Origin of the sequence: Streptomyces cyanogenus (genome assembly GCF_017526105.1) — a bacterium.
In the GTDB taxonomy this organism is placed as follows: domain Bacteria; phylum Actinomycetota; class Actinomycetes; order Streptomycetales; family Streptomycetaceae; genus Streptomyces; species Streptomyces cyanogenus.
Genome location: NZ_CP071839.1, coordinates 3,072,229 through 3,098,499, shown reverse-complemented (window position 1 = coordinate 3,098,499; position 26,271 = coordinate 3,072,229). Strand labels below are relative to the sequence as shown.

Below are 26,271 nucleotides of genomic sequence, written 5' to 3'. Positions count from 1 at the left end.
CCCGCCCGTTCCCCTGTCCCTCGTCCGTAGGGGTCCGCACCCATGCGCAAGCCGTACGTCCTCCTCCTGAGCCTGCTCTGTCTCCTCGGCCTGCTCGCGCTGCCGGCGGGCCCGGCGCACGCCGCCGACAACGGCAGCTGGTCCGTCTACCCGGTCGCCTCGAAGATCGCCGCGCGGCCCTACTTCACCCTCGCCGCCGAACCGGGCCAGACCCTCACCGACAGGGTCGCCGTGCGGAACAGGACCGGCCGGCCGCTCACCTTCCGGCTGTACGCGGCCGACGCCTACAACACCGCCCGGGACGGCGGTTTCGCCGTGCGCACCGCCGGGGAACGCATGCGCGGGGTCGGCGCCTGGGCCAGACCCGCCAGGGCCCGGATCACCGTGCCGGGGCACCGGACCGTCACCGTGCCCTTCACCGTGCAGGTGCCCGAGGGCGCCGAACCCGGCGACCACCCCGGCGCCATCGTCGCGCTCGACGAGCGGGTCGACCCGGGCAGCGGCAGGCTGGCCCTCGGTGTCCGGCGGGCCGTCGGCGCCCGCGTCTACCTCCGGGTCGACGGACCCGCGCTGCCCGGGCTCGCCGTCGAGCACCTGCGGATCAGCCACCACCAGCCGCTCGTCCCGGGCCTCGGCGACAGCACGGCGACCCTCTCCTACACCCTGCGCAACACCGGGAACGTCACCCTCAGCCCCAAGGTGGAACTGAAGGCGCGCGGGCTGTTCGGCCGTACGCTGCTCGACCGGGAGCTGACCCGGGTGCCCGCGGAGCTGCTGCCGGGCCAGCGGGTGCGGCTCACCGAGACCTGGCGCGGGGCGCCCCAGCTCGACCGGGCGGACGTGACGCTCACCGCGCGCGCCCAGGACACCCGGGAGTCGGCGAGCGCCGGCTTCCTCGCGCTGCCCTGGCTCGTGGTGACGCTGGTGTTCACCGCCGGCGTGCTGACCGGGGCGCTGCTGGTCAGAGCGCGTCGGGTCCGCGCTCGCCGGTCCGCACCCGGACGACCGTCTCCACGGGAACGGACCACACCTTCCCGTCCCCGATCTTCCCCGTCTGGGCGGCCCTGACGATCGCGTCGATCACGTCGTCGGCGGCGGCGTCCTCCACCACGACCTCGATGCGGACCTTCGGCACCAGGTCGACCCGGTACTCGGCCCCCCGGTACACCTCGGTGTGGCCGCGCTGCCGGCCGTAGCCGCTCGCCTCGGTCACGGTCAGACCGTGCACCCCCAGTTCCTGCAGGGCGGTCTTGACCTCGTCCAGACGGTACGGCTTGACGATCGCGGTGATGAGCTTCATGCCTGGGACTTGACCTTCTGGGCGGAGGAGAGGACGGACGAGCTGACCGGGGCACCGTGGCCCAGGACGCCGTGATCGTATGCGGTCTCGGCGTGCACCGTAAGGTCCAGGCCGGTGTGCTCCTGCTCCTCGCTCGCCCGGAAGCCCAGCACCCTGTCGAGCAGCTTGCCGAGCCCGTACGTCACCGCGAAGGCGTACCCGGCCACGACGACCACCGCGAGCAGCTGCCTGCCGAACGGGGCGAGGCCACCGCCGTAGAAGAGGCCCTCCGCGCCGCCGGTCATCGCCTTCTCGGCGAACAGGCCGATCAGCAGGGTGCCGATGACACCGCCGACCAGGTGGACGCCGACCACGTCCAGGGAGTCGTCGTAGTTCAGCTTGAACTTCCAGCTCACCGCGTAACTGCAGACGACACCGGCGGCGAGGCCCACGACCAGGGCGCCGAGCAGGGAGACCGTGCCGCAGGAGGGGGTGATCGCGACCAGGCCGGCCACCGCGCCGGAGGCCGCGCCCAGGGTGGTCGGGTGGCCGTCGCGCTTCTGCTCGACGAAGAGCCAGCCGAGCAGACCGGTGCAGCCGGCGGCGAGCGTGTTGAGGAACGCGGCGGCGGCGAGGCCGTTCGCGCCGAGCGCGGAGCCCGCGTTGAAGCCGAACCAGCCGAACCAGAGCAGGCCCGCGCCGAGGATCACCATGGGCAGGTTGTGCGGGCGCATGGCGTCCTTCTTGAAGCCCAGACGGGGGCCGAGGACGAGGCAGAGCGCCAGTCCGGAGGCGCCGGAGGTGATCTCGACCGGCAGACCGCCCGCGAAGTCCAGGGCACCGAGCCTGTCGAGGATCCAGCCACCCGGGCCCCACACCCAGTGGGTGACCGGTACGTATACGAGGAGCGTCCAGAGCGGTACGAAGACCAGCCACGCCGAGAACTTCGTCCGGTCGGCGACCGCGCCGCTGATCAGCGCGGCCGTGATGATCGCGAAGGTCAGCTGGAAGGTGGCGAAGAGGACGGTGGGGACCGTACCGTGCACGCTGTCCGGGCCGAGGCCGCGCATGCCGGCGTGCTCCAGTCCGCCGAGCAGCCCGCCGCCGATGTCGTCGCCGAAGGCGAGGGAGTAGCCGGCCGCCAGCCAGACCACCGTGACCAGGGCGATCGACACGAAGCTCATCATCAGCATGTTGAGGACGCTCTTCGTGCGGACCATGCCGCCGTAGAACAGGGCGAGGCCCGGGGTCATCAGCAGGACGAGGGCGGTCGCGGCGAGCAGCCAGGCGGTGTCGCCGGTGTTCACATGGGCGGCGGCGAGGGTCACGGGCGTCTCCAACGGTGTGGGGGCTGCGTCAGAGGGTCACCGGTGTGCGTTTCCGGTCGCGTACGGGTGTGTTTCCGTGACGTTTCGTTGCGGGCGGGTTTCCGGAAGCTCACCGGGAGGGGCGGTGCGCCGGGGCTGTGCGGCGGAGCCTCGTGGATCAGGGACAATGAACGCCATGAGTGTTCGTACGCAGTCTTCCGAGCAGCCGGCCGAGGCCGCCCACCGCGCCGGCTTCGCCTGCTTCGTGGGCCGCCCCAACGCGGGCAAGTCCACCCTCACGAACGCTCTGGTCGGGCAGAAGGTGGCGATCACCGCCAACCAGCCGCAGACGACCCGGCACACCGTGCGCGGGATCGTGCACCGGCCGGACGCCCAGCTGATCCTGGTGGACACGCCGGGACTGCACAAGCCGCGCACGCTGCTCGGCGAGCGGCTCAACGACGTCGTGCGGACGACGTGGGCCGAGGTCGACGTGATCGGCTTCTGTCTGCCGGCGAACGAGAAGATCGGGCCCGGCGACCGCTTCATCGCCAAGGAGCTGGCCGGGATCCGCAAGTCCCCGAAGGTCGCCATCGTCACCAAGACCGACCTGGTCGACTCCAAGACCCTGGCCGAGCAGCTGATCGCGATCGACCAGCTGGGCAAGGAACTGGGCATCGAGTGGGCGCAGATCGTCCCGGTGTCGGCGACCGCGAACAAGCAGGTCGACCTGCTGGCGGACCTGCTGATCCCGATGCTGCCCGAGGGCCCGGCGCTCTACCCCGAGGGCGACCTCACCGACGAGCCCGAGCAGGTCATGATCGCGGAACTCATCCGCGAGGCGGCGCTGGAGGGTGTCCGCGACGAGCTGCCGCACTCCATCGCGGTGGTCGTGGAGGAGATGCTGCCGCGTGAGGACCGGCCGGCGGACAAGCCGCTGCTGGACATCCACGCCAACGTCTACATCGAGCGCCCCAGCCAGAAGGGCATCATCATCGGCCCCAAGGGCAAGCGCCTGAAGGAGGTCGGCATCAAGTCCCGCAAGCACATCGAGGCCCTCCTCGGCACCCCCGTCTTCCTCGACCTGCACGTGAAGGTCGCCAAGGACTGGCAGCGGGACCCGAAGCAGCTGCGCAGGCTGGGGTTCTAGCCGGCGGTGCTCCGGGGGGTCAGGTCCTGGAGGCCCACCACCCTCAGCAGGCGGAGTCTGTCGTGCGACTCGGTGCCGGGGCGGGCCGTGTGGATGATGAGCTGGTGGTGGCTCTGGTGACTCAGCAGGACCTCGCACTCCAGCTCCAGCAGGCCCACCACCGGGTGCCGGAAGCGCTTCGCGCGCGGGCGGCGCAGGGACACCTCGTGCTCCTCCCAGAGCCGGGCGAACTCCTCGCTCTCCGCACGGAGTTCGGCCACCAGGGCGGCGGGTTCCGGGTCGTCGGGGCGGGCCGCGGCCACCGCGCGGAGGTTGGCCACGTGGTCCCGGGCGTGGGCCGGAAGGTCCTCGGGCGGGAAGAGGTCGCGCGCCGTGGGGTCCAGGAAGAACCGCCGGGTCAGGTTCCGCTCCCGCGGCGGACGGGCGGACGCGTCCCCCACCAGCGCCTTGGCCAGCGCGTTCTGCGCCAGCACCTCCCCGCAGTCCGTGACCACCTGCGCCGGTGAGTCGTACAGCCGGTCCAGGACCAGCAGCAGGCCGGGCCGGACGTGCGCCGAGGCCGCGTCCCGGCGCGGCGGCTCCTCGCCCACCAGGTGGAACAGGTGGTCCCGTTCGTCGTCGGTCAGGCGCAGCGCACGCGCCAGCGCCGTCAGCATCTGACGGGACGGCCGCGGGCCCCGGCGCTGCTCCAGCCGCGTGTAGTAGTCGACCGACATCCCGGCCAGCGACGCCACCTCCTCCCGGCGCAGCCCGGGCGTACGGCGCCGGGCGCCGGGCGGGAGGCCCACGTCGAACGGTTCCAGCCGGGCGCGGCCACGGCGCAGGAAGTCGGCGAGTTCGGCTCGGTTCACCCCACAAGCGTGGGGCAGCCCGGCCGGCTTATCCAGGGACTGCCGATCCCCCGATCGGAAGGTCTCTCCCGCCGCCCCGGCCCGCGGCCGACGCTGGGTGCACCCCACGGATCCGGACGACATCCGGACGGGTTCCGATCGAGAGGAGCACCACCATGCTGACCCTGGTCACCGGCGCCACCGGACAGGTGGGACGCGGTTTCGTCCCCCGGCTGCTCGCCCAGGCCCGCCCCGACGAACAGGTCCGGGTGATCGTGCGCGACGAGTCCCGCGCCGCCGCCCTCGCCGACCGCGGCGCCGAGGTCGTCGTCGGCGACCTGCGCGACACCGACGTCCTCGGCAAGGCGCTCGCCGGAGCGGACGCCGTCGTCAACATCGCGGCCTCCTTCCGGGGCGTGCCGGACGAGGAGATGCGCGCCGTCAACCGCGATGCCGCCCTGGAGCTGGGCCGGGCGGCCGTCGCCTCCGGCGTACGGCGGTTCGTGCAGGCCAGCACCATCCTGGTGTACGGCACGGGGCGCGGCCGGCCGCACATCGAGGACGACCCGACCGTCCCGGGCGGCCCGCTGTGGATGACGTACCCGGAGTCCAAGGTGGAGGCCGAGCGCGGGCTGCTGGCGCTGGACGGGCTGGACGTGCGGGTGGGCCGGCTCGCCTTCGTCTACGGCGAGGGCGACCCGCACCTGGCCAACGCCACCCGGCAGATCGCCGACTGGCCCGCCACCAAGCGCGTCTTCCAGCTCGTGCACGTCGCCGATGCCGCCCAGGGCCTGCTGCGCCTGCTGCATGCCCCCGGCGCCGACGGCCGGATCTACAACGTCGCCGACGACGCCCCGGTCACGGTGCTGGAGGTCCACCGGCTCCTCGGCCTGGAGCCGCCGGCGGACGGCCCCGACCCCGATCCCTGGTACGGCATCGCCTCCACCGACCGCATCCGCCGCGAACTGGGCTACCGGCCGTACTTCCCGACCCTGTGGAGCGCCCGCGACGCCGGGGCGCTCTAGTCGACCCCTCTGATCCGCCCCACCAGCACCGCCCCGCCCAGCCCGATGGCCGCCGCCACCAGGTACAGCACCCGGTAGCCGCCGAGGTGGGTGACGATCGGCGCCGCGAGGGCGGGGGCGGCGACCTGGGGGAGGGCGTTGGCCACGTTCAGCACGCCGAGGTCCTTGCCCCGGTGCAGCGCCGTCGGCAGGACGTCCGTCATCAGCGCGAAGTCGACGGACGTGAACACCCCGAAGCCCACACCGAGCACGGCCGCCGCCACGATCGCGCCCGGCCAGGTCTGCCAGCCGGCCAGGACCGCCGTGGCGAGAGCCATCAGCACGCCCGACCACACCACGAACGGCTTGCGCCGGCCCACCCGGTCCGACCACACCCCGCCGGCCACGACGGTCGCCAGCAGCGTCAGACTGTTGACGGCCGTCAGGATCAGCACGCCCCGCTCGGGGTCGGAGCGGTGCAGGCCGTCGCGCAGGTAGTACAGGAGGTACAGCAGGACCAGCGAGTTGCCGAGGTTGATCAGGAAGCGGGTCAGCCAGGCCCAGCCCAGGTCGGGGTACCGGCGCGGGCTCAGCCGGAACCCGGCGAGGAACCCCCGCCAGGACCAGGGCGGCCGGTCCTCCCGCGCCAGCCGCAGGTCCGCGTGGCGCAGGACGTACGGCGCCACCCCCACGACGGTGAACACCGCGCACGCCGCGTACCCGGCCCCGGTCCCGCCCGCCGCCGCGGCCAGGCCCGTCCCGCCGACCACGCCCAGGATCTGGGCCGCGCCCAGCCAGCCGCCCACCGCGCCCCGCCGGCGCCGCGGCACCCGGTCCGGGACGGCCGCCGTGACCGCGGCGAAGGCCGCGTTCAGCGTGAGCTGCGCCAGGCACCAGCCCGCCGCCATCGACCACGTCCCGCCCGCGCCCGCGAGCAGCAGCAACGACAGCGCACCGCCGGCCGACCCGGCCACGATCCACGGGGTACGGCGCCCCCGCCGCGCGGTCGTCCGGTCGGACAGGGCGCCGAAGAGCGGGTTCGCGAGCAGTGAGACCACCGCGCCGGCGCCCGTCACCCACGCCAGCAGCGTCTCCTTCGACATCCCGGAGCCGGGCGCGAAGTCCTGCGCCTGGGCGGGGAGCAGGATCTGCAGCGGACCGAACCAGCCCACCCAGATCGCCCCGTTGGCCAGCGCCAGCGCCGCCGTCCAGCCCCGGCCGACCGGTTCGGCCGGCTCGGCGAGGGCGGCGGCCGGGGAACGGGCGGTGGTCATCGCTGCGCCCGCAGCAGCTCCCGGAACCAGTGGTAGGAGGCCTTGGGCGTACGGTCCAGCGTGGCGTAGTCGACGTGCACCAGGCCGAACCGGCGGGCGTAGCCCTCGGCCCACTCGAAGTTGTCCAGCAGGGACCACACGAAGTAGCCGCGCACGTCGACGCCGGCCTCGACGGCCCGGTGCAGGGCGCGGATGTGGGCGTCCAGGTAGGCGATCCGGTCCTGGTCGTCGATGCCGTCGTAGGAGCAGCCGTTCTCGGTGATGACGAGGGGCGGGAGCCGGTCGCCGTACCGCTCGCGGAAGCCGGTGAGCAGTTCCGTCAGCCCCTCGGGCACGACCGGCCAGCCGAAGTCGGTCACCGGCCGGCCCTCGATCTCCCGCACGGAGAAGGGCAGTCCGGCCGGCATCGTCAGTCCGCCGAACTCGGTCGGGCCGCCCTGCGGGGCGCCCACCCGCGTCGGGGCGTAGTAGTTCACGCCGTACCAGTCGACCGGCTCGGCGATCACCTTCAGGTCGGACTCGACGTCCCCCGGCATCAGGTCCCCCATGCCCTCGGGATAGGCGCCCAGGATGACCGGCTCGGCGAACAGGCGGTTGAGCAGGACGTCGTAGAAGCCGGCCGCCTCCAGGTCCGCCTGCTCCGGCGAGGCGGGCCAGGTCGGGCCGTGGGAGTTGGCGATGCCGACGTCGCGCGCACCGGCCGCGCGCAGCGCCCGTACGGCCAGTCCGTGGGCGAGCAGCTGGTGGTGGGCGACGGGGAGCGCGTCGAAGAGCAGCTGCCGGCCGGGGGCGTGGGCGCCCAGGGCGTGCCCCAGCAGGGTGTGTTCCGCCGGCTCGTTGAGGGTGATCCACTTCTGCACCCGGTCGCCGAGCCGGTCCGCGACCACCGTCACGTGGTCGGCGAAGCGGGCCGCCGTGTCCCGGTCCAGCCAGTCCAGCGCGGCCGGCAGGTCCCAGTGGAAGAGGGTCGGGACCGGCCGGACGCCCGCCGCGCACAGCTCGTCCACCAGGCGGTCGTAGAAGTCCAGGCCGCCGGGGGAGTTCACCCGGGGCCAGGAGACCGAGAAGCGGTACGCGTCCACGCCGAGACCGGCGAGGAGGGCCACGTCCTCGCGGTAGCGGTGGTAGTGGTCGCAGGCCACGGCCGCGGTCGAGCCGTCCTTGACCCGTCCGGGTTCCGCGGTGAACACGTCCCACACGGACGGCTCGCGCAGGTCGGCCGCCCCCTCGATCTGATGGGCGGAGGTCGACACGCCCCACAGGAAGCCGGCCGGGAAACGGGGCATCGGATCGCGCGCGTCAGTCGCCATGGCCGGATCATCCTTACCCCCGGTAACAGAAGTCAATGCCCGGGGCCGGGTGCCGGCGGGTCACGCGGGGCCGGTGGGTCGCACCGGCCGGGCGGGTCACACCGGGCTGGTGGACGCGGCGCCGGCGAGGGTGACCTCGGCGCCGTTCTGACGGGTGCCCCACCCGGTCCTGGCGCACGTGGCGATGCCGTACCAGCGCAGCCAGCGCAGCACGGTCCAGGCAAGGACGATGGCGGCCGGCATGGCGAGCCAGGTGAGCGCGCGCGAGCGGATGCGTTCGTCGGAGCGGATGATGCCGAGGTAACGCAGGCCCTGGGCCCAGCCGATGAGGAACGGCACGACCAGCATGCTGCGCGGCGGCAGGTTGCCGTAGGCGAGGGGCTCGACCAGGAGCATCCAGACCTCGCCACCGTCTGCGAGGTCACGGGGGCCGACGTCACCCGGGTCGCCGACGCCGTCGGACTCGACCACCGCCTGGGCCGCCACTTCCTCAACGCCGGTCTCGGCTACGGCGGTTCCTGCTTCCCGAAGGACTCACGGGCACTGCGCGCGATGGCCAGCAACTCCGGTTACTCCTTCCAGCTGCTCAACGCCGTCATCGAGGTCAACGACCTCCAGCCGCGCCGTGCCGTCCAGCGTCTCAAGGCCGAGCTCGGCACCCTGCGCGGCAAGCGCGTCGCTCTGCTCGGCATGACCATCAAGCCCGGCACGGACGACATGCGGGAGGCGCCGAGCACCGTGCCGGCCGCCCGCCTGCTCGCCGAGGGGGCCGCCCTCACCTGCTGGGACCCCATGGCCCGGCCGGCCGACGCCGCACCCTGGAACCAGGCCGAGCGCCGGCCCACCGTCCTGGACGCGCTCACCGGCGCCGACGCCGCCGTCGTCGTCACCGAGTGGCGCGATCTGCTCGACGCGGACTGGACGGCGGCCCGGGACCTGATGCGCGGCCGCGTCGTCTTCGACGGCCGCAACCTGCTCGACCCGGCCGCCCTGGCCGGGCTCGGGTACACCTGCCTGAGCGTGGGCCGCGCCACGGCCCGGCCGTGACGCGCCACCGGGCGGGTGCGCGGCGGCCCTAGGCGCCCTCCTTCAGCACCCGGGACACCAACTCCCGCTCGTCCTCGGTCAGTCGGGGATCCGCCGCGTACACCGTGCGGCCGTCCACCGTGATCTCGTAGCCGAAGCCGTCCGGGACGCCGGCCGGAGGCGTGCTCCGGCCGGACGCCAGGACGCGCTCGGCCAGGGCCTGCCACTCGGCGGCGTCGGGCCGGACCGAGGTGTCCACCTCGGCCCGGCGCTCGATGCCCGCGAAACCACCCGTGCGCCGTACTCGAATCCGCATGGGTCGATGTGTAGTACGGAACTACAGAGTCCGCACCCCCACCTGTTCCCACGCCTTCTGCACGGCCTGCAGTTCGCCACCGGCGCCGAACCGCTCCCGGGCCGCCTTCACCGTCAGCGTGGCGAAGTCGGCGAAGAGGGCGTCCTCCTTCAGTTCGCCGCCGGTGAGCACGTCGTACCAGACCTGCCCGGCCTTCTCCCAGGCGTAGCCGCCGAGGGCGGTGGCGGCCAGGTAGAAGGCGTGGTTCGGGATGCCGGAGTTGATGTGCACCCCGCCGTTGTCGCGGCCCGTGCGGACGTAGTCCTCCATCTTCGCCGGCTGCGGGTCCTTGCCGAGGACGTCGTCGTCGTACGCCGTGCCCGGGGCCTTCATCGAGCGCAGGGCGGTGCCGGTGACGCGCGGGGCGAGGAGCCCGGCGCCGATCAGCCAGTCGGCCTCGGCGGCGGTCTGGCCGAGCGTGTACTGCTTGATCAGCGAGCCGAAGACGTCGGAGAGCGACTCGTTGAGCGCGCCGGGCTGCCCGAAGTAGGTCAGGTTGGCGGTGTGCTGGGTGACGCCGTGGGTCAGCTCGTGCCCGATGACGTCGACCGGGATGGTGAAGTCGAGGAAGATCTCGCCGTCGCCGTCGCCGAACACCATCTGCTCGCCGTTCCAGAAGGCGTTGTCGTAGCCCTCGCCGAAGTGCACGGTGGCGTCCAGCGGCAGCCCGTCGTCGTCGATGGAGTGCCGGCCGTACGCCTTCAGGTACAGGTCGAAGGTGGCGCCCAGGCCCGCGTAGGCGCGGTTGACCGTGGCGTCGGTGCCGGGCTCGGAGCCCTCCTCGCGGACCTTGGTGCCGGGCAGGTCCTGGGCGTGTTCGGCGTCGTAGATCGTGCGGTGCGGCTGGTCGGCGGCGGCACCGGCGGGCGGGGCGACGGCGGGCGCACCGATCACCGTGGTCAGGCGGCGCTTGGTGCGCTGGTAGGCGTCGTGCTCCAGGGACCGGCGGGCCGGGCCGGAGAGCGTGGGGTCCTCGTTGCGGGCGAGCCGGTCGAGGACGTGCGGCGGCACGATCGTGCAGAAGACGGGCTGGTAGCCCCCGTTGGTCGTCATGTTCGGCACACTTGCACTGTGTGACGCCCGTGTCACTACCTGCCACCATGATTGGTGAAATACCCGGACAGGGGGCGCGACGGTCCGTGACGTTGTGCTACGTCGATGTGGTCCAGCGCACTTTTTGTCCTGTTTTGCCGAGTGGTCCCGCATACTGGGACAGGCCCGCGCACCCGGAACGGCTCGGCTAGGCTGCGGAACATCATGCGTTTCTGGCTGCTTCTTCTTAGCTGCCGCGGCGAGGGCCTGTAGTCGAGGCCGACTCCCTCCCCGCGGAGCTTGGCGTTGCGTCGTCGGCCGTCCACTCGGATATCCGGACATCCTGAGGAGCCCACGCCATCATGGCCAACCGCCAGCAGCCCAGCCCCATGCCGATCCACAAGTACGGCCGCTACGAGCAGGTCGACATCCCGGACCGCACCTGGCCGGACCAGCGCATCACCGTCGCCCCCCGCTGGCTCTCCACCGACCTGCGCGACGGCAACCAGGCCCTGATCGACCCCATGTCGCCCGAGCGCAAGCGGCGCATGTTCGACCAGCTGGTGAAGATGGGCTACAAGGAGATCGAGGTCGGCTTCCCCGCCTCCGGCCAGACCGACTTCGACTTCGTGCGCTCGATCATCGAGGAAGAGGGCGCGATCCCCGACGACGTGACGATCTCCGTCCTGACCCAGGCCCGCGAGGACCTGATCGAGCGGACCGTGGAGTCCCTCAAGGGCGCCAGGCGCGCGACCGTCCACCTGTACAACGCCACCGCCCCGGTCTTCCGCCGGGTCGTGTTCCGCGGCTCCAAGGACGACATCAAGCAGATCGCCGTCGACGGCACCCGCCTGGTGATGGAGTACGCCGAGAAGCTGCTGGGCCCGGAGACCGAGTTCGGCTACCAGTACTCCCCGGAGATCTTCACCGACACCGAGCTGGACTTCGCGCTGGAGGTCTGCGAGGCGGTCATGGACGTCTGGCAGCCCGGCCCCGGCCGCGAGATCATCCTGAACCTGCCCGCCACCGTGGAGCGTTCGACGCCGTCCACGCACGCGGACCGCTTCGAGTGGATGCACCGCAACCTGTCCCGGCGCGAGTACGTCTGCCTGTCCGTCCACCCGCACAACGACCGCGGTACGGCCGTGGCGGCGGCCGAGCTGGCGCTGATGGCCGGCGCCGACCGCATCGAGGGCTGCCTGTTCGGGCAGGGCGAGCGCACCGGCAACGTCGACCTGGTCACCCTGGGCATGAACCTGTTCTCCCAGGGCGTCGACCCGCAGATCGACTTCTCCGACATCGACGAGATCCGCCGGGTGTGGGAGTACTGCAACCAGATGGAGGTCCACCCGCGCCACCCGTACGTGGGCGACCTGGTCTACACGTCCTTCTCCGGCTCCCACCAGGACGCCATCAAGAAGGGCTTCGACGCCATGGAGGCCGACGCCAGGGCCAAGGGCGTCACCGTCGACGACATCGAGTGGGCGGTGCCGTACCTGCCGATCGACCCGAAGGACGTCGGCCGCTCCTACGAGGCCGTCATCCGGGTCAACTCGCAGTCCGGCAAGGGCGGTATCTCCTACGTCCTGAAGAACGACCACAAGCTGGACCTGCCCCGCCGGATGCAGATCGAGTTCTCGAAGCTCATCCAGGCCAAGACCGACGCCGAGGGCGGCGAGATCACGCCGAAGGAGATCTGGGCGGTCTTCCAGGACGAGTACCTGCCGAACCCGGACAACCCCTGGGGCCGCATCCAGGTCAGGACCGGCCAGTCGACCACCGACACCGACGGCGTGGACACGCTGACCGTCGAGGCCACCGTCGACGGCGAGGACACCGTCCTGACCGGCTCCGGCAACGGTCCGATCTCGGCCTTCTTCGACGCCCTGCAGTCCATCGGCATCGACGTACGCCTGCTGGACTACCAGGAGCACACGATGAGCGAGGGCGCCTCCGCGCAGGCCGCCTCGTACATCGAATGCGCGATCGACGGCAAGGTTCTGTGGGGCATCGGCATCGACGCGAACACGACGCGTGCGTCGCTGAAGGCGGTCGTCTCGGCGGTCAACCGAGCCGCCCGCTGACCCCGTCCGACCGGTTCTTCCGGCGCCCCGACCGCTGTGTACGGCGGTCGGGGCACCGTCACTTATCGGCCATCGTGCCCCTCAGGTCACGGAAAGGTCTCGTCCGGGGTACTGACTCCACCTCGGTGATGTGGCTAACATCACGCCAGCGCGGCGATGCTGCCGTGCGGTTACGGAGGTGCGACGTGCTGCCAGTACGGGGACGAGACGGCCGTGCCGCCAGGGCTGTGCGCATCCTGGGCACCCGCATCGCGTGGACACCGGTGGGCGACGGCGAGTTCTTCTGCCCCGGCTGTGGCGGCGACCGCAACTACCAGCGGCTCACCGGGCGCCGCCGGCTCACCCTGCTCGGCGTGCCCGTGCTGCCGCGCGGGGCGACCGGACCGGTGGTGGAGTGCGCGGCCTGCGGGCACCACTTCGGCACCGAGGTGCTGGACCACCCCACCACCCGCCGCTTCGCCGCCATGCTCCGCGACGCCGTGCACACCGTCGCCCTCGCCGTGCTCGCCGCGGGCGGCACCGGTTCCCGTACGGCCCTGGAGACGGCCGCCGCCACGGTCCGCGCGGCCGGCTTCGCCGACTGCACCGAGGACCGGCTCGCCGCCCTGGTCGAGGCCCTCGCCGCCGACACCGGCCGCTACTTCGAGCAGCCGTGCGGGGCAGGGCTGACCATAGAGCTGCACGAGTCCCTGGACCCGCTGGCCCCCCACCTGGCCCCGGCCGGCCGGGAGGCCCTGCTCCTCCAGGCCGCCCGGATCGCCCTCGCCGACGGCCCCTACACCCCCGCCGAACGCGATGCCCTCGCCACCGTCGGCGCGGCCCTCACCATTTGCTCCGACGACGTGACCCGCCTGCTGGCCGCGGCCCGGACCCCGTCCTGACCCACCCTCGCCCCCCGGAGCGATACTCCCCCGGGAGTAACGGCTCCCCGAGGACGCCCCCGGCAGTACCGCCGAACTCGCTCCCACGCCCGACGAACGCATCCCTTTCCGGCGGAAGTCTGGAAGCCGTCACCAGACATCCGTACCGGAGGGAGGCCCGTATCCATGGGGGCCATGACTGCACGGCAGACACGCAGACGGCGGGGGCTGCCCTGGCTGGTGCTGGGGCTGTGGGTGGTACTGCTGGCCGTGGCCCCGCCCTTCGCCGCCCGGCTCGCCGACGTCCAGCACGACCGGGCCACCGACCACCTGCCGGCGTCCGCCGACTCCACCCGGGTCGCCGAGCCGGCGGACCGGCTGCCCGGCGGCGAGACCACCCGGCTCGTCCTCGTCCACCACCGCGCGGGCGGCCTCACCGCCGACGACCGGGCGACCGCCGCCCGCCAGACCGGGGCGGTCGCCCGGCAGCACACCCTGGCCACCCCGCCCCGGGGCGTCCCGTCCGCCGACGGCACCACGCTGCTCTACCCGGTCACCAGCAACGAACCGGGCGCGGACGGGAAGCGGCGGGACGCCTTCGTCGCCGACGTCCGCCGCACCGCCCACAGCGAGGGAGGGCTGACGGTACGGGTCGGCGGTCCGGCCGCCCTCGCCACCGACGCGGCGGGCGTCTACTCCTCCCTCGGCGGCCCCCTGCTCCACACCACGGTCGCCGTCGTCGCGGTCCTGCTCGTCCTCATCTACCGCAGCCGGGTGCTGTGGCAGGTCCCGCTCGCCGTGGCCGGCCTGTCCGACCTGCTGGCCCGCTCGGCCGCCGACGGCCTCGACCAGGCCGTCGGCACCAGCGTGACCGGCCAGAGCGCCGGCATCATGACCATCCGCGTGACGCGCTGCGCGCCGGCGCCTCCGGCTGCCTGGTGAAGGACACCCGCCCGGCCGACCTCCTCGACGCGATCCGCACCGTCGCCGCCGGGGACGCGTTGCTCTCCCCGGGACCCACCGCACGGCTGATCGAGCGGTTTCTGCGCACCCCCTCCACCCCGGCGACGGGCGGCCCCGGGTGCCTTTCGGACCGGGAGCGGGAGGTGCTGACACTGATCGCCCGCGGCCTCAACAACACCGAGATCGCGGAGACGTTGGGGCTCAGCCCGCTCACCGCCAGGACCCACGTCAGCCGGATCATGGGCAAGGCCGGCGCCCGGGACCGGGCCCAGCTCGTGATCACGGGTCACGAGTCGGGGCTGGTGATCCCGGGGAACATCGGGGGGTGACCCCGCGCAGCCGCTCGCTCCTCGCCTGCCTGGCCCTCCTCACCTCGCTCACCGCCCGGTCGCCCGCGCACGCCGCGCCCGGCGGCTGCGCCTCCTCCGTGCCGTACGTCGCCGGGCAGGGCGGCTACGCCGTCTACCGCATCCCGGCCGTGGTCACGAGCCGGCAGGGCACCGTCCTGGCCTTCGCCGAGGGCCGCCGGTCCGGGGTCGCCGACAGCGGTGACATCGACGTCGTCCTGCGCCGCTCCGCCGACGGCGGCTGCACCTGGGGCCCGCTCGCCGTGGTGGCTGCCGGACAGGGGGACACCCGGGGCAACCCGGCGCCCGTCGTCGACCCGCGCACCGGAGTGATCGTCCTGGTGACCTGCGCGAACAGCGGAACCGCGACGGAGACGCAGATCATGCGCGGCGAGGCGGGCCCGGGGCCGGGCCGCCGGGTCTTCGTGCAGCGCAGCGGGGACGACGGGCGGCACTTCACCGCCCCGCGGGACATCACCGCCCAGGTGAGGCGGCCGGGCTGGCGCTGGTACGCCACCGGCCCCGGCCACGCGCTCGCACTCACCCGGGGCCCGCACTCCCCCGGAGGGGGCCGCCCCAGCCGCCTCCTCGTCCCCGCCGACCACTCCGCGGCCCCGCCCGCCGGCTCCCACGACACCGGCCGGGAGGACAGGTACTACGGCGGCCACGCCCTCTACAGCGACGACCTCGGCCACACCTGGCACCTGGGCTTCGTGGACGACACCCACGACGGCCGGACCAACACGAACGAGACCGGTGCCGCCCAGCTCCCCGACGGCCGCGTCTACTTCAGCGCCCGCGACCAGAACGGCACCGCCCCCGGCAACCGCCTCGAAGCCTTCTCCCGCGACGGCGGCCGTACCCTGGACCGCCCCTTCACCGTCCAGCCGGCACTGAACGCCGTCCCCGTGGTCCAGGGCAGCGTCCTGCAGGCCCGCGGCCCCGGAGCGCCCCTGCTGTTCTCCGCGCCCTCCGTGCCGACCGCCCGCCGCGCCCTGGCCCTGTGGGCCGGCCGGGACGCCGGCCGCACCTTCACCCGGCTCCGCGTCCTCTCGGACCGCCCGGCCGCCTACTCCGACCTGGTCCAGCTCGCCCCCGGCACCATCGGCGTCCTCTACGAGACCGGCGTCCACAGCCCCTACGAGTCGCTGGAGTTCCGCAGACTCCGCCTGCCGTAGGTGTCACACCGCGGGCGGTCGTCTCGTCCTACGGACCGCACCGTGACCGCCCTTCGCCCTCAGCGCCGGGCCGGTCCCGGTCCCAGCAGGCCGGCCGCCGCCAGGAACTTGCCGACCTGCTCGACCTCCGCGCCGGACAGCGGGACCTGCGGCTCGGCGGTCACCGGGCAGTCGATGATCCCGCGCAGATGCAGTGCCGCCTTGAACGCGCCCAGCGCCGCCGAGCTGCCCCCCATCCGCGCCGGATCGCCGACACCGACCATCCCGAACAGCGCGCACAGCCGCTCCTGTTCGGCCCGCGCGCCCGCCTGGTCGCCCGCCCGGCACCGGCGGTAGAGGCGGACGTACCCGTGCGGGTCCACGTTGGCCAGGCCCGGGACCGCGCCGTCGGCGCCCAGCATGAGCGACGCGTCGGTGATCAGCTCCGAGCCGGTCAGCACACTGAACCCGGGGTGTGCCCGGGCTCCCGCGACGATCTCCCGGAAGGCCGCCAGGTCCCCGCTGGAGTCCTTGAGACCGGCCAGGACGCCGTCCCCGGCGAGCCCCAGCACCACGTCGGCGGGGAGCTTGGTGTGCACGGCGACGGGGATGTCGTAGGCGATCACCGGGACCGGGCTGGCGGCGGCGATCCGGCGGTAGTGGTGGACGATCTCCGAGGGGTGGGTGCGGGCGTAGAAGGGCGCGGTGACGACGACCGCCTGCGCGCCGGCCGCGGTGACCGCCGAGACATGGTCCAGGACCCGCGGCGTCGTCATGTCGATGGCGCCCGCGAGGACGGGCAGCTGACCGCCCACGTGCGCGGTGACGGCCGCCACCACCCGTCGGCGCTGCGCGTCGGTGAGGAAGGCCGCCTCCGAGGTCGAGCCGAGCAGGAACAGCCCGTGCACCCCGGACTCCACCAGGAAGTCGACCAGGCGCAGCAGCGAGGGCTCGTCCACCTCCCGCTCCGGCGTCAGGGGCGTGCAGACGGGCGGTACGACACCGGTGAGCTGGAAGGTCATTCAGGGCTCCTGGCGCGCTAGGTCTCGGGTCGGCGTGTCCTCCTGCACAGGATGGTGACACCGGAAGCGGTGTCCGGGCCGTGACGCGGCCGAGAAGTCCGGCATCGACGCGGCGCAGACCGCGTCGGCCTTCCAGCAGCGGGTGCGGAACGGGCAGCCGCTCGGCGGGCGGGTGGCCGAGGGCACCGGCCCGCTCAGCGGGATCGGCTCGACCGGGTCCAGCAGACCGGGCGTCGCCGAGAACAGGGCGCGGGTGTACGGGTGCCGGGCGGCGTCGGTGACCCGGCCGGCCGGGGTCTCCTCCACGATCCGGCCCAGGTACATGGTGATCACCCGGTCGCTCATCCGCCGTACCGTCTGGATGTCGTGCGAGACGAACACCAGGGCCAGCCCGAGGCGTTCCCTCAGGTCGAGCAGCAGGTTCAGGATCTGCGCGCGGACCGAGACGTCCAGCGCGCTGGTCGGCTCGTCGGCGACGACCAGGGCCGGGTCCAGGGCGAGCGCGCGGGCGATGGCGACGCGCTGCCGCTGTCCGCCGGACAACTGCCCCGGCAGGGCGTCGGCGAGGGCCCGGGGAAGGCCCACCAGGCTCATCAGCTCCCGCACCCGGTCCTCCCGTTCGGCCCGGGTGCCGCGCCGGTGGACGTCCAGCGGATCGCGCAGGATGCGGCGGACCGTCAGCCGGCGGTTCAGCGCGGTCGACGGGTCCTGGAAGATCATGCCGGTGCCCGCGCCGACCGTGGCCCGGCGCTCGGCGGCCGGCATCGCCCACAGTTCCCGCCCCCCGAACGACACCGTCCCGGTCACCGGCCGCTCGATGCCCACCAGCACCTTCGCCAGCGTCGACTTCCCGCACCCCGACTCGCCGACCACACCGACCGTCTCACCGGGCGCCACGGAGAGATCGGCGCCGGTCAGGGCGTACACCCGGTCCCGCCGGAACAGGCCGCCGGTGCGCGCCCTGTGCACGACGTGCGCGTCCCGCACCTCCACGACAGCGGTCACTGCAGGGCCTCCTCGCTCTCCGCCGAGGTCAGCGCCACCGCCGGATGGTGGCAGGCGGCCGTGTGCACCGGGGTGCCGGCGAGGACCGGGGCGGTCGTGTGGCACACCTCGGTGGCGAGCGGGCAGCGGTCGGCGAACCGGCAGCCCGCCGGGAAGTCGGCGGGGGACGGCACGACCCCCCTGATCTGCGTCATCCGCTCCTCGGCCGACTCCAGCGAGAGCACACTGCCCAGCAGGCCGCGCGTGTAGTGGTGGGCCGGTGCCGCCACCAGGCCGGCGGTCACCCCGGACTCCACGATCTGCCCGCCGTACATCACCACCACCCGGTCGGTGACGTCGGCGACCAGCGCCAGGTCGTGCGAGACCAGGACCAGCGCGAAGCCCAGCTCCGCACGCAGCCGCAGCAGCAGCTCCATCACCTGGGCCTGCACGGTGACGTCCAGGGCGGTGGTCGGCTCGTCGGCGACGATCAGCTTCGGGTCGCGGGAGAGCGCCATCGCGATGAGCACGCGCTGGCGCTGCCCGCCGGACAGCTCGTGCGGATAGCTGCGCAGGGTGCGGTCGGGGTCCAGGCCGACCAGCTCCATCAGCTCGCGCGGACCGCGCCTGCCCCCGCGCCGGACCAGCTGTTTCAGCTGGGCGCGGACGGTCATCGCCGGGTTCAGCGAGGACAGCGCGTCCTGGTACACCATGGCCATCTCGTGGCCGAGCAGCCGCCGCCGCACCCGCATCGGCTCGGCCAGCAGGTCCCGCTGCCGGAACCGCACCTGCCCGCTGACCCGGGCGCCCTTCGGCTGGAGCCCCATGACGGTGAGCGCGGTCAGCGACTTGCCGCAGCCCGACTCGCCCACCAGGCCGAGCACTTCACCGGGATACACCTCGAAGCCGACCCCGGCCACGATGTCCACACCCCGGTGCCGGTCCGGAAAGCCGATGGCGAGGTTCTCCACGGCGAGCACCGGCTGCCCGCCGGGGGCGGGGCGCGGCCGGGCCCGGGAGCGCAGCCGCCGGGCGGCCTCGGCGAGACCGGGCAGCGCGAGCACCTCGCCGGTGCCGGGCTCGGGCGTCTCCAGGCGGTCCTGCGGCGCCCGCACCTCCCGGGGGGCGGGCGCGGCCCAGGCGTCCGACACGCCCTCGGAGAGGATGTTCAGCGACAGCACGGTGAGCAGGATCAGCAGCCCCGGGAAGACGGTCGCCCACCAGCCGCCGGTCAGCACCATGTTCTTGCCGTCGGCGATGACACTGCCCCAGGACGGGTCGGGCGGCCGGACGCCCGCGCCGATGAAGGACAGCGAGGCCTCGAAGACGATGGCCTCGGCGACCTGGACCGTGCAGAACACCAGCACCGGCGCCGCGCAGTTGACGGCCACGTGGCGCAGCACGATGTGGTGGGTGCGGGCGCCGATGACCCGCTCGGCGGTGACGTAGTCCTCGCCGTACTGGTCCAGCACGTTGGCCCGCACCACCCGGGCCACGGGCGGGGTGAACAGGAAGGCGATGGCGCAGATCAGCACCCCGATCCCGCCGCCGAACACGGCCACCAGGACGGCGGCGAGCGCGATGCCCGGGAACGCCATCACCACGTCCAGGCAGCGCATCAGCGTCTCGTCGACGGCCTTGCGGGACGTGGCGGCGAGCGCCCCGAGGAGGGCGCCGGCCACGAGCGCGAGCCCGGTCGCGCCCAGCCCGATCGCCAGCGACCAGCGGGCCCCGTACATCAGCCGGCTCAGGATGTCCCGGCCCAGGCTGTCCTGCCCCATCCAGTGCGCGGCCGACGGCGCCCCGGTCCCGCCGGCCGGGTCCTGCTGGTCGAGCGGATCGTCCGGCGCCAGCACCGGCGCGAGTACGGCGACCAGGACGACCACGGCGAGGAAGCAGACGGCGGCCTTCGACAGCAGCGGCAGCCGGCGCGGGCCGCGCAGCCGGACGCCGGGCCGGGAGAGCCGTTCGGCGATGTGCGCGCGCGTGACCATCAGCCCGTCCTCAGACGTGGATTGACCAGCAGATACAGGATGTCGATGACGAGGTTGACGACGACGAACCCGGTCGCGGTGGTCAGGACGACCCCCTGCACCACCGCCGGATCGCCGTTCTGCACGGCGTCGATCATCAGCTTGCCCATGCCGGGCAGGGAGAAGATCGTCTCGATCACGACCGCGCCGCCGAGCAGATAGCCGACCCGCAGCCCGAGCACGGTGAGCGGATTGACCAGGGCGTTGCGCAGCACGTTCCGGCCGACGACGACCCGGGGCGGCAGCCCGCTCCCGACGGCGGTCCGCACGTAGTCCTTGTCCAGCTCCTCCACCACCGAGGTCCGCACGATCCGGGTCAGCTGGGCGGCGACCGGCAGGGACAGCGCGAAGGCGGGCAGGGCCATGGTCTTCAGCCAGCCGGTGACCGAGTCGGCCGGGTTGACGTAACCGCCGGTCGGGAACCAGCCCCGGTCCACGGCCAGGTACTGGATCATCAGCAGCGCCAGCCAGAACCCGGGCGCGGCCACCCCGACCAGCGACACGACCCGGATGACCTGGTCCGGCAGCCGGTCCCGGTACACCGCCGCCGTGACCCCGCCGGCCAGCGCCAGCACGACCGCGATCCCCAGCCCGAGGAAGGTCAGCTGGAGGGTGAGCGGCAGCGCGGTGGTGACCTGGTCGGCCACCGGCGCGCGCGTGAGGGCGCTGGTGCCGAGGTCGCCGTGGAGCAGGTCGCCGACGAAGTGGACGTACCGCACGGGCAGCGGGTCCAGCAGCCCGTTGCGCTCCCGGAAGTCGTGCAGTTGCCGGGCGGTGGGGTTGGCGCCCTGGAAGAACGCGGACGCGGGGTCGACGTCCGAGAACCGCATCACCAGGAACACGAACAGCACGATGCCGAGGAGCAGCGGGACGAGCAGGGCGGTGCGGCGCAGCAGGATCCGTACGACGGCCGTCATGCCGTCAGACCCACTTGGCCTGGAGGAGGTTGATCCCGGGGTACGGCTGGGCCCTTATCCCGCTGAGCCTGCGCGGGTCCCAGGCGGTCATCAGCTCGTTGTGGACGACGGGGTAGAGGACGGCCTGTTCGGCGACGACGTCGAGGTAGTCCTGGATGATCGCCTTCTTCCGCGCGGGATCCGGCTCCCGGGTCGCGCGGTCCATGTCCTTGAACAGCTGCCGGGCGACCGGGTGGCCGGCCCACCGCGTGTACTGCATCCACAGGTTCCCGGGGCCGTAGTTGTAGTGCATGATCAGGTCGGCGTCGAGCCCGAACTGGTTCGGGTTGGAGGCCGCCGCCACCACCTGGTAGTCCTGCCTCTGGTCCAGCTTGGTGAACACGGCCGTGGTCTCCTGCGGCGCCAGGGTGGTCCGCACGCCGATCGCGTCCCAGGAGGACTTGATGGTCGGCAGGCAGTCCACGATCCAACTGACGTTCACCGCGAGGATCTCGACCTTCAGGTCGGTGACCCCGGCGGCTTCGAGGAGCGCCCTGGCCCTGGCGGGATCGTGGTCGTAGACCGTCCTGGCGCGCCGGTGGCACGGGTTGGCCTCGTCGAGGAACGAGGACGCGGGCTTCCCGTGTCCCTTCAGCGCGACCTGCACCATCTTCTCGGTGTCGATGGCGTAGTGCAGCGCCTGCCGGACGCGGACGTCGTCGAAGGGCTTGTGCCGGGTGTTGAACATCAGGAAGAGGTTGTTCATCCCGGCACCGCCGGCCACCTTCAGACCGCCCTGCTCCAGGCGGGGGATGTTGGCGTAGGGGATGTTGTCGGCGATCTGGGCGCCGGCTCCGGTCCCGGAGATCTTCGCGACGCGCGAGGCCGCGTCCACGATGGTCAGCCAGTTCATCTTCCGGAAGGCCGGCCGGCGCGGGCCGTTGTAGGCGGCGAACGCCTCGAAGGTCGTGTTCGACTTCGGGTGGTGCGCGGTCTGCCGGTACGGCCCCGAGCCCACGGCCAGCCCCTTGACGGCGTCGTCCCAGGCGCCGGGCCGGGAGAACACGTGCCGCGGCATGACCTTGGCGAGGGTGAGCCGGGCGAGGCCGTCCGGGAAGGGGAACCTGAGGGTGAGTTCGACGGTGCGCGGGCCGGTCTTGCGGACCGAGTCCAGCCAGGAGGCGAAGAAGCCCTTGGCGAGGGTCTGGGTGCCCGGATCGAGAATCCGGTCGAAGACGAACACGACGTCGTCGGCGGTGACGGGCCTGCCGTCGTGGAAGGTGGCACCGGAGCGGAGCGTGAACCGCCAGGTGGTGGCGGAGGGGTCGCGGGGCACCGCGGTGGCGAGCGCGGGGTAGGGGGCCCGGGTGATCGGGTCGGTGTCCAGCAGCCCCTCGTAGATGTGGTTGTTGGCGGCCATCGCGAACGCCGACGCGGTCTGTGTCGGGTCCCAGCTGCCGTCGTTGCCGTACCCGATCACGGCGGTCAGCGTCCGGTCCTTGCCGGTCCCGCCGCCTCCGGTCTCGTTGGTGGACTCGGGACCGGCGGAACATGCGGTCAGGGCAGGCGGGAGAGCGACGACGGCGCCGGTCGCGCCGAGGCCTCTCAGGAGGGAGCGACGGTGGAGGGCGGACCTTGGGGGTGCGGCGGGCGTTTCGGGTGATCGGGGTTCCTCGGGTACGTCGTCGTCGCGCACGGGTCCTCCAGCGGGTGGATGAGGGAGGGGGGAGATACGACGTCCTACGTCCGGTCGGTAGCGCGACCATAGGAGGGGCGGTGAGGGCGGTCAAGACGGCGCACACGAATGGCGCAGCCGCCGCGCGCTGGTCACCCGCACCGTCCGCGGCCGCGTCGGCCCCGCGCGGGACGGCGGATCCGCGCCGGCGCCATCCGCAGTGGGTCAGAATGGTGCCATGAGTCTGTTCCGCGACGACGGCATCGTGCTGCGCACCCAGAAGCTGGGCGAGGCGGACCGGATCATCACGCTGCTCACCCGTGGGCACGGGCGGGTGCGGGCCGTGGCGCGCGGAGTGCGGCGCACCAAGTCGAAGTTCGGGGCCCGGCTGGAGCCGTTCTCCCACGTCGACGTGCAGTTCTTCGCGCGCGGGAGCGAGCTGGTCGGGCGTGGCCTGCCGCTGTGCACGCAGAGCGAGACGATCGCTCCCTACGGCGGCGGGATCGTCACGGACTACGCCCGGTACACCGCCGGGACCGCCATGCTGGAGACCGCCGAGCGGTTCACCGATCACGAGGGCGAGCCGGCCGTGCAGCAGTACCTGCTGCTCGTCGGGGCGCTGCGGACGCTCGCCCGGGGCGAGCACGCGCCGCACCTGGTCCTCGACGCCTTCCTGCTGCGCTCCCTCGCCGTGAACGGGTACGCGCCCAGCTTCGACGCCTGCGCGAAGTGCGGGATGCCCGGCCCGAACCGGTTCTTCTCCGTGGCCTCCGGCGGCTCCGTCTGCGCCGACTGCCGGGTGCCCGGCAGCGTCGTACCGTCCCCGCGGACCCTGGTGCTCCTCGGGGCGCTGCTTACGGGAGACTGGGAGACGGCGGACGCGTGCGAGGCGCGGTACGTCCGCGAGGGCAGCGGGCTGGTGTCCGCCTACCTGCACTGGCATCTGGAGCGCGGGCTGCGCTCCCTGCGGTACGTAGAGAAGTAAGCACGGCACGGTCGAGGAGACGAGAAGCACATGGTCGTACGCGGGATCCTGGGGCGCCAGCGGCGCGAGTACAAGGCGCCGGAGCCGCACCCCTCCGGCGCCCGCGCGCCCAAGCTCCCGGGTGAGCTGGTCCCGAACCACGTCGCGATCGTCATGGACGGCAACGGGCGGTGGGCCAAGGAGCGCGGACTGCCGCGCACCGAGGGGCACAAGGTCGGCGCCGAGCGGGTGCTGGACGTCCTCCAGGGCTCCATCGAGATCGGTGTGCGCAACATCTCCCTGTACGCCTTCTCCACCGAGAACTGGAAGCGCTCGCCCGACGAGGTCCGCTTCCTGATGAACTTCAACCGCGACTTCATCCGCAAGACCCGCGACCAGCTCGACGAACTCGGCATCCGGGTGCGCTGGGTGGGCCGGATGCCCCGGCTGTGGAAGTCCGTCGCCAAGGAGCTGCAGGTCGCCCAGGAGCAGACGAAGAACAACGACCTGCTCACCCTCTACTTCTGCATGAACTACGGCGGCCGCGCCGAGATCGCCGACGCCGCACAGGCCCTCGCCGAGGACGTGAAGGCGGGCCGGCTCGACCCGTCGAAGGTCAACGAGAAGACCATCCAGAAGTACCTGTACTACCCGGACATGCCGGACGTCGACCTGTTCCTGCGCCCCAGCGGGGAGCAGCGCACCTCCAACTACCTGCTCTGGCAGAGTGCCTACGCCGAGATGGTCTTCCAGGACGTCCTGTGGCCTGACTTCGACCGCCGTGACCTGTGGCGGGCCTGCATGGAGTTCGCCTCCCGGGACCGGCGCTTCGGCGGAGCCGTCCCGAACGAGGAACTGCTCGCCATGGAAGCCGCCATGAAGGGCGATTCCACCTCCTAGCCACCGGTCGTTCAGCCGGGCCGCCGAGGATGTGGATCATGAGACGTCTCACCCCGGTCCTCGCCCTCGGCGCCCTGCTGCTCACCGCCCTGCCCGCCCACGCGGCCGACGGCCCCGCGCACCGCGAGAGCTACGGCACGAAGGCGCCGTACGCCCCCCGACAGGGGGAGCGCGACCACCAGCGGCCCCCGGCCGGTTTCGTTCCTGTCTTCACCGAGAACGTCTCCCGGCACGGGTCCCGGGCCGCGAGCGACAGCGAGGACGCCGACCTGGTGCTCGCGCTGTGGGAGCAGGCGGAGGCGGAGGGGCAGCTCACCGGCAGGGGGGAGGAGTTCGGGCCCGTCGTCCGCGCCCTGAGGGCCGCCATGGCGAAGACCGGCTACGGCAACCTCAGCGGGCGCGGCCGGCAGGAGATGGCGGACACGGCCGTCCGGCTCCGGCGCCGGCTGCCGACCCTGTTCCGCAAGATCGCCGACGACGGGGAGAGGATCGACGTCGTCAGCTCCGGGCAGGGGCGGGCCGTGGACAGCGCCACCGCCTTCACCGGCGCCCTCGCCGACGCCGAGCCCGCGCTGAAGCCGCTGATCGGGCCGGTGCGCACCGACAAGGACCTGCTGTACTTCCACAAGGCGGCGGGCGGTGCCGCCTACCGCGACTACATCGAGAACGACCAGCGCCTGAAGGAGACCCTCCACGGCATCACCGACCAGCCGAGGACCCGGAAGGCCGCGCACAGCGTCCTGCGGAGGATCTTCAAGGAGCCCTTCGTCGCCCGGATCGGCGACCAGGCGGGCGCTGCCCAGGCCGTCCACGACCTGTACGCCATCGCCCCCGCGATGAGCGAGGAGAGCCCGGACGGCGAGGGCTGGGGCATGGAGCGCTTCGTCTCCCGGTCGGACGCGGCCTGGTTCGGCTATGTGTCCGACGCCGAGGACTTCTACGAGAAGGGGCCCGGCTTCGCCGACAGCGACATCACCTACAAGATGGCCGACGTCCTGCTGGACGACTTCTTCCGGCAGGCCGAGGCCAAGCGGGCCGGCACCAGCGATCTCGGGGCCGAGCTGCGGTTCAGCCATGCCGAGGAGATCATTCCGCTGGCCGCGCTGATGAGGCTGCCGGGGAGCACGCGGGCGACGGAGCCGGGGGAGGCGTACACGTACGCGGACAATCCCTGGCGGGGTGCGGACGTGTCCCCGCTCGGAGCCAACATCCAGTGGGACGTCTTCGCCAAGGGCGACCGGTACCTGGTCCGGATGCTCTACAACGAGAAGGAGACGGCCTTCAAGCCGGGGTGCCGTCCGGTTGCCGAGGGCAGCAGCTTCTACGACCTCGACGAACTGGAGCGTTGCTTCGGGCGGAGCTGAGCCGCGGCCGGCCGCTCAGCTCACCGCGCAGTCCGCACAGTCGGCGCAGGTGCCGAAGATCTCGACCGTGTGCGCCACGTTGACGTACCCGTGCTCCGCCGCGATGGCCTCCGCCCACTTCTCGACGGCCGGGCCCTCCACCTCCACCGCCTTGCCGCAGGCGCGGCAGACCAGGTGGTGGTGGTGTTCGCCGGTGGAGCAGCGGCGGTAGACGGACTCGCCCTCGGAGGTGCGCAGGACGTCGACCTCGCCGGCCTCGGCGAGGGACTGCAGCGTCCGGTAGACCGTGGTGAGCCCGACCGAGTCGCCCTTGTGCTTGAGCATGTCGTGCAGTTCCTGCGCGCTGCGGAACTCGTCGACCTCGTCCAGGGCCGCCGCCACGGCTGCACGCTGGCGGGTCGCGCGGCCCTTCACGGGCGGTCCAGCGGTCGTCACCGGTTGCCTCCTCCATGTCT

23 protein-coding genes and 3 pseudogenes are annotated in these 26,271 nt (G+C 72.8%); 13 read left to right on the top strand and 13 right to left on the bottom strand.

Annotated elements, in window-relative coordinates:
* Positions 1–42 precede the first annotated feature (42 nt).
* Entirely contained in the window at positions 43–1,068 is a 1,026-nt protein-coding gene (locus S1361_RS13905) for a WxL protein peptidoglycan domain-containing protein (RefSeq protein WP_208032169.1), read from the top strand.
* On the opposite strand, the gene S1361_RS13900 is transcribed toward S1361_RS13905, so the two are convergent.
* Together S1361_RS13900 and S1361_RS13895 are read right to left on the bottom strand one after the other, a co-directional pair.
* Complete coding sequence (locus S1361_RS13900) at positions 962–1,300, bottom strand: P-II family nitrogen regulator (protein ID WP_189984269.1); 339 nt, start codon at positions 1,298–1,300, stop codon at positions 962–964. The genes S1361_RS13905 and S1361_RS13900 overlap by 107 nt on opposite strands.
* Positions 1,297–2,607, bottom strand: a complete 1,311-nt coding sequence (locus S1361_RS13895; protein ID WP_208032168.1) for an ammonium transporter — start codon at positions 2,605–2,607, stop codon at positions 1,297–1,299. Before S1361_RS13895 ends, S1361_RS13900 begins: the two co-directional genes overlap by 4 nt.
* A gap of 175 nt (positions 2,608–2,782) precedes the next feature.
* On the opposite strand from S1361_RS13895, the gene era reads away from it, so the two are divergent.
* The gene (era, locus tag S1361_RS13890; protein WP_208032167.1) at positions 2,783–3,736 is read left to right on the top strand and encodes a GTPase Era; all 954 of its coding nucleotides are present in this window, start codon (positions 2,783–2,785) and stop codon (positions 3,734–3,736) included.
* Here the strand turns inward: era and S1361_RS13885 are convergent.
* Positions 3,733–4,587 carry a helix-turn-helix transcriptional regulator gene (locus S1361_RS13885; protein WP_208032166.1) on the bottom strand — a complete coding sequence of 285 codons (855 nt, stop codon included), beginning with the start codon at positions 4,585–4,587 and terminating at the stop codon, positions 3,733–3,735. The genes era and S1361_RS13885 overlap by 4 nt on opposite strands.
* A gap of 155 nt (positions 4,588–4,742) precedes the next feature.
* Here S1361_RS13885 and S1361_RS13880 point away from each other — a divergent pair, with 155 nt between their 5' ends.
* Positions 4,743–5,591: an NAD-dependent epimerase/dehydratase family protein gene (locus S1361_RS13880; RefSeq protein WP_208032165.1), complete on the top strand. Its 849-nt coding sequence runs from the start codon at positions 4,743–4,745 to the stop codon at positions 5,589–5,591.
* Here the strand turns inward: S1361_RS13880 and S1361_RS13875 are convergent.
* Both S1361_RS13875 and S1361_RS13870 read right to left on the bottom strand, forming a co-directional pair.
* Positions 5,588–6,844: an MFS transporter gene (locus S1361_RS13875; protein ID WP_208032164.1), complete on the bottom strand. Its 1,257-nt coding sequence runs from the start codon at positions 6,842–6,844 to the stop codon at positions 5,588–5,590. The two genes, S1361_RS13880 and S1361_RS13875, sit on opposite strands and share 4 nt — an antisense overlap.
* A complete protein-coding gene (locus S1361_RS13870) occupies positions 6,841–8,154 on the bottom strand; it encodes a GH1 family beta-glucosidase (RefSeq protein WP_208032163.1) in 1,314 nt (437 codons plus the stop codon). Before S1361_RS13870 ends, S1361_RS13875 begins: the two co-directional genes overlap by 4 nt.
* Here S1361_RS13870 and S1361_RS39200 point away from each other — a divergent pair.
* Both S1361_RS39200 and S1361_RS13860 read left to right on the top strand, forming a co-directional pair.
* Positions 8,080–8,706 (top strand): annotated as a pseudogene (locus S1361_RS39200) (hypothetical protein); the annotation flags it as partial. The gene S1361_RS13870 and the pseudogene S1361_RS39200 overlap by 75 nt on opposite strands.
* A complete protein-coding gene (locus S1361_RS13860) occupies positions 8,707–9,201 on the top strand; it encodes a UDP binding domain-containing protein (protein ID WP_243769518.1) in 495 nt (164 codons plus the stop codon).
* 28 nt (positions 9,202–9,229) lie between these two features.
* Here the strand turns inward: S1361_RS13860 and S1361_RS13855 are convergent, their stop codons facing one another.
* Positions 9,230–9,496: a protealysin inhibitor emfourin gene (locus S1361_RS13855; RefSeq protein WP_208032162.1), complete on the bottom strand. Its 267-nt coding sequence runs from the start codon at positions 9,494–9,496 to the stop codon at positions 9,230–9,232.
* Positions 9,497–9,517: 21 nt separating this feature from the next.
* Positions 9,518–10,588 carry a M4 family metallopeptidase gene (locus tag S1361_RS13850; protein WP_208032161.1) on the bottom strand — a complete coding sequence of 357 codons (1,071 nt, stop codon included), beginning with the start codon at positions 10,586–10,588 and terminating at the stop codon, positions 9,518–9,520.
* Positions 10,589–10,929: 341 nt separating this feature from the next.
* Between S1361_RS13850 and leuA the strand changes: the two genes are divergently transcribed.
* From leuA to S1361_RS13825, 5 genes and pseudogenes are all read left to right on the top strand, one after another.
* On the top strand, positions 10,930–12,651 hold the full coding sequence (gene leuA / locus S1361_RS13845; protein ID WP_208032160.1) for a 2-isopropylmalate synthase: 1,722 nt from the start codon (positions 10,930–10,932) through the stop codon (positions 12,649–12,651).
* Between the two features lie 185 nt (positions 12,652–12,836).
* Complete coding sequence (locus S1361_RS13840; protein ID WP_208032159.1) at positions 12,837–13,532, top strand: TerB family tellurite resistance protein; 696 nt, start codon at positions 12,837–12,839, stop codon at positions 13,530–13,532.
* Between the two features lie 165 nt (positions 13,533–13,697).
* Positions 13,698–14,417: pseudogene (locus tag S1361_RS13835) on the top strand (MMPL family transporter); the annotation flags it as partial.
* Positions 14,417–14,803 (top strand): annotated as a pseudogene (locus S1361_RS13830) (response regulator transcription factor); the annotation flags it as partial. The pseudogenes S1361_RS13835 and S1361_RS13830, both read left to right, overlap by 1 nt.
* Positions 14,800–15,999, top strand: coding sequence for a sialidase family protein (locus tag S1361_RS13825; protein ID WP_208032157.1), 1,200 nt, complete (start codon positions 14,800–14,802; stop codon positions 15,997–15,999). The pseudogene S1361_RS13830 and the gene S1361_RS13825, both read left to right, overlap by 4 nt.
* Before the next feature lie 59 nt (positions 16,000–16,058).
* Here the strand turns inward: S1361_RS13825 and S1361_RS13820 are convergent, their stop codons facing one another.
* The 5 genes from S1361_RS13820 to S1361_RS13800 are packed head-to-tail and all read right to left on the bottom strand — an operon-like array spanning position 16,059 to position 22,522.
* Complete coding sequence (locus S1361_RS13820; protein WP_208032156.1) at positions 16,059–17,000, bottom strand: dihydrodipicolinate synthase family protein; 942 nt, start codon at positions 16,998–17,000, stop codon at positions 16,059–16,061.
* Complete coding sequence (locus S1361_RS13815; RefSeq protein ID WP_208032155.1) at positions 17,001–18,005, bottom strand: oligopeptide/dipeptide ABC transporter ATP-binding protein; 1,005 nt, start codon at positions 18,003–18,005, stop codon at positions 17,001–17,003. It lies immediately after the preceding gene.
* Positions 18,002–19,978 (bottom strand): dipeptide/oligopeptide/nickel ABC transporter permease/ATP-binding protein, encoded by a 1,977-nt coding sequence (locus tag S1361_RS13810; RefSeq protein WP_208032154.1) that lies wholly within the window; start codon positions 19,976–19,978, stop codon positions 18,002–18,004. The genes S1361_RS13815 and S1361_RS13810 overlap by 4 nt, the downstream gene beginning before the upstream one ends.
* On the bottom strand, positions 19,978–20,934 hold the full coding sequence (locus tag S1361_RS13805; protein ID WP_208032153.1) for an ABC transporter permease: 957 nt from the start codon (positions 20,932–20,934) through the stop codon (positions 19,978–19,980). The genes S1361_RS13810 and S1361_RS13805 overlap by 1 nt, the downstream gene beginning before the upstream one ends.
* Before the next feature lie 4 nt (positions 20,935–20,938).
* The gene (locus tag S1361_RS13800; RefSeq protein WP_208036586.1) at positions 20,939–22,522 is read right to left on the bottom strand and encodes an ABC transporter substrate-binding protein; all 1,584 of its coding nucleotides are present in this window, start codon (positions 22,520–22,522) and stop codon (positions 20,939–20,941) included.
* Positions 22,523–22,826: 304 nt separating this feature from the next.
* Between S1361_RS13800 and recO the strand changes: the two genes are divergently transcribed.
* The 3 genes from recO to S1361_RS13785 are packed head-to-tail and all read left to right on the top strand — an operon-like array spanning position 22,827 to position 25,816.
* Positions 22,827–23,573, top strand: a complete 747-nt coding sequence (recO, locus tag S1361_RS13795) for a DNA repair protein RecO (protein WP_208032152.1) — start codon at positions 22,827–22,829, stop codon at positions 23,571–23,573.
* Positions 23,574–23,603: 30 nt separating this feature from the next.
* Complete coding sequence (locus S1361_RS13790) at positions 23,604–24,452, top strand: isoprenyl transferase (protein ID WP_208032151.1); 849 nt, start codon at positions 23,604–23,606, stop codon at positions 24,450–24,452.
* Between the two features lie 38 nt (positions 24,453–24,490).
* The gene (locus tag S1361_RS13785) at positions 24,491–25,816 is read left to right on the top strand and encodes a histidine-type phosphatase (RefSeq protein WP_208032150.1); all 1,326 of its coding nucleotides are present in this window, start codon (positions 24,491–24,493) and stop codon (positions 25,814–25,816) included.
* 15 nt (positions 25,817–25,831) lie between these two features.
* Here the strand turns inward: S1361_RS13785 and S1361_RS13780 are convergent, their stop codons facing one another.
* Positions 25,832–26,251 (bottom strand): Fur family transcriptional regulator, encoded by a 420-nt coding sequence (locus tag S1361_RS13780; RefSeq protein WP_208032149.1) that lies wholly within the window; start codon positions 26,249–26,251, stop codon positions 25,832–25,834.
* Positions 26,252–26,271 lie beyond the last annotated feature (20 nt).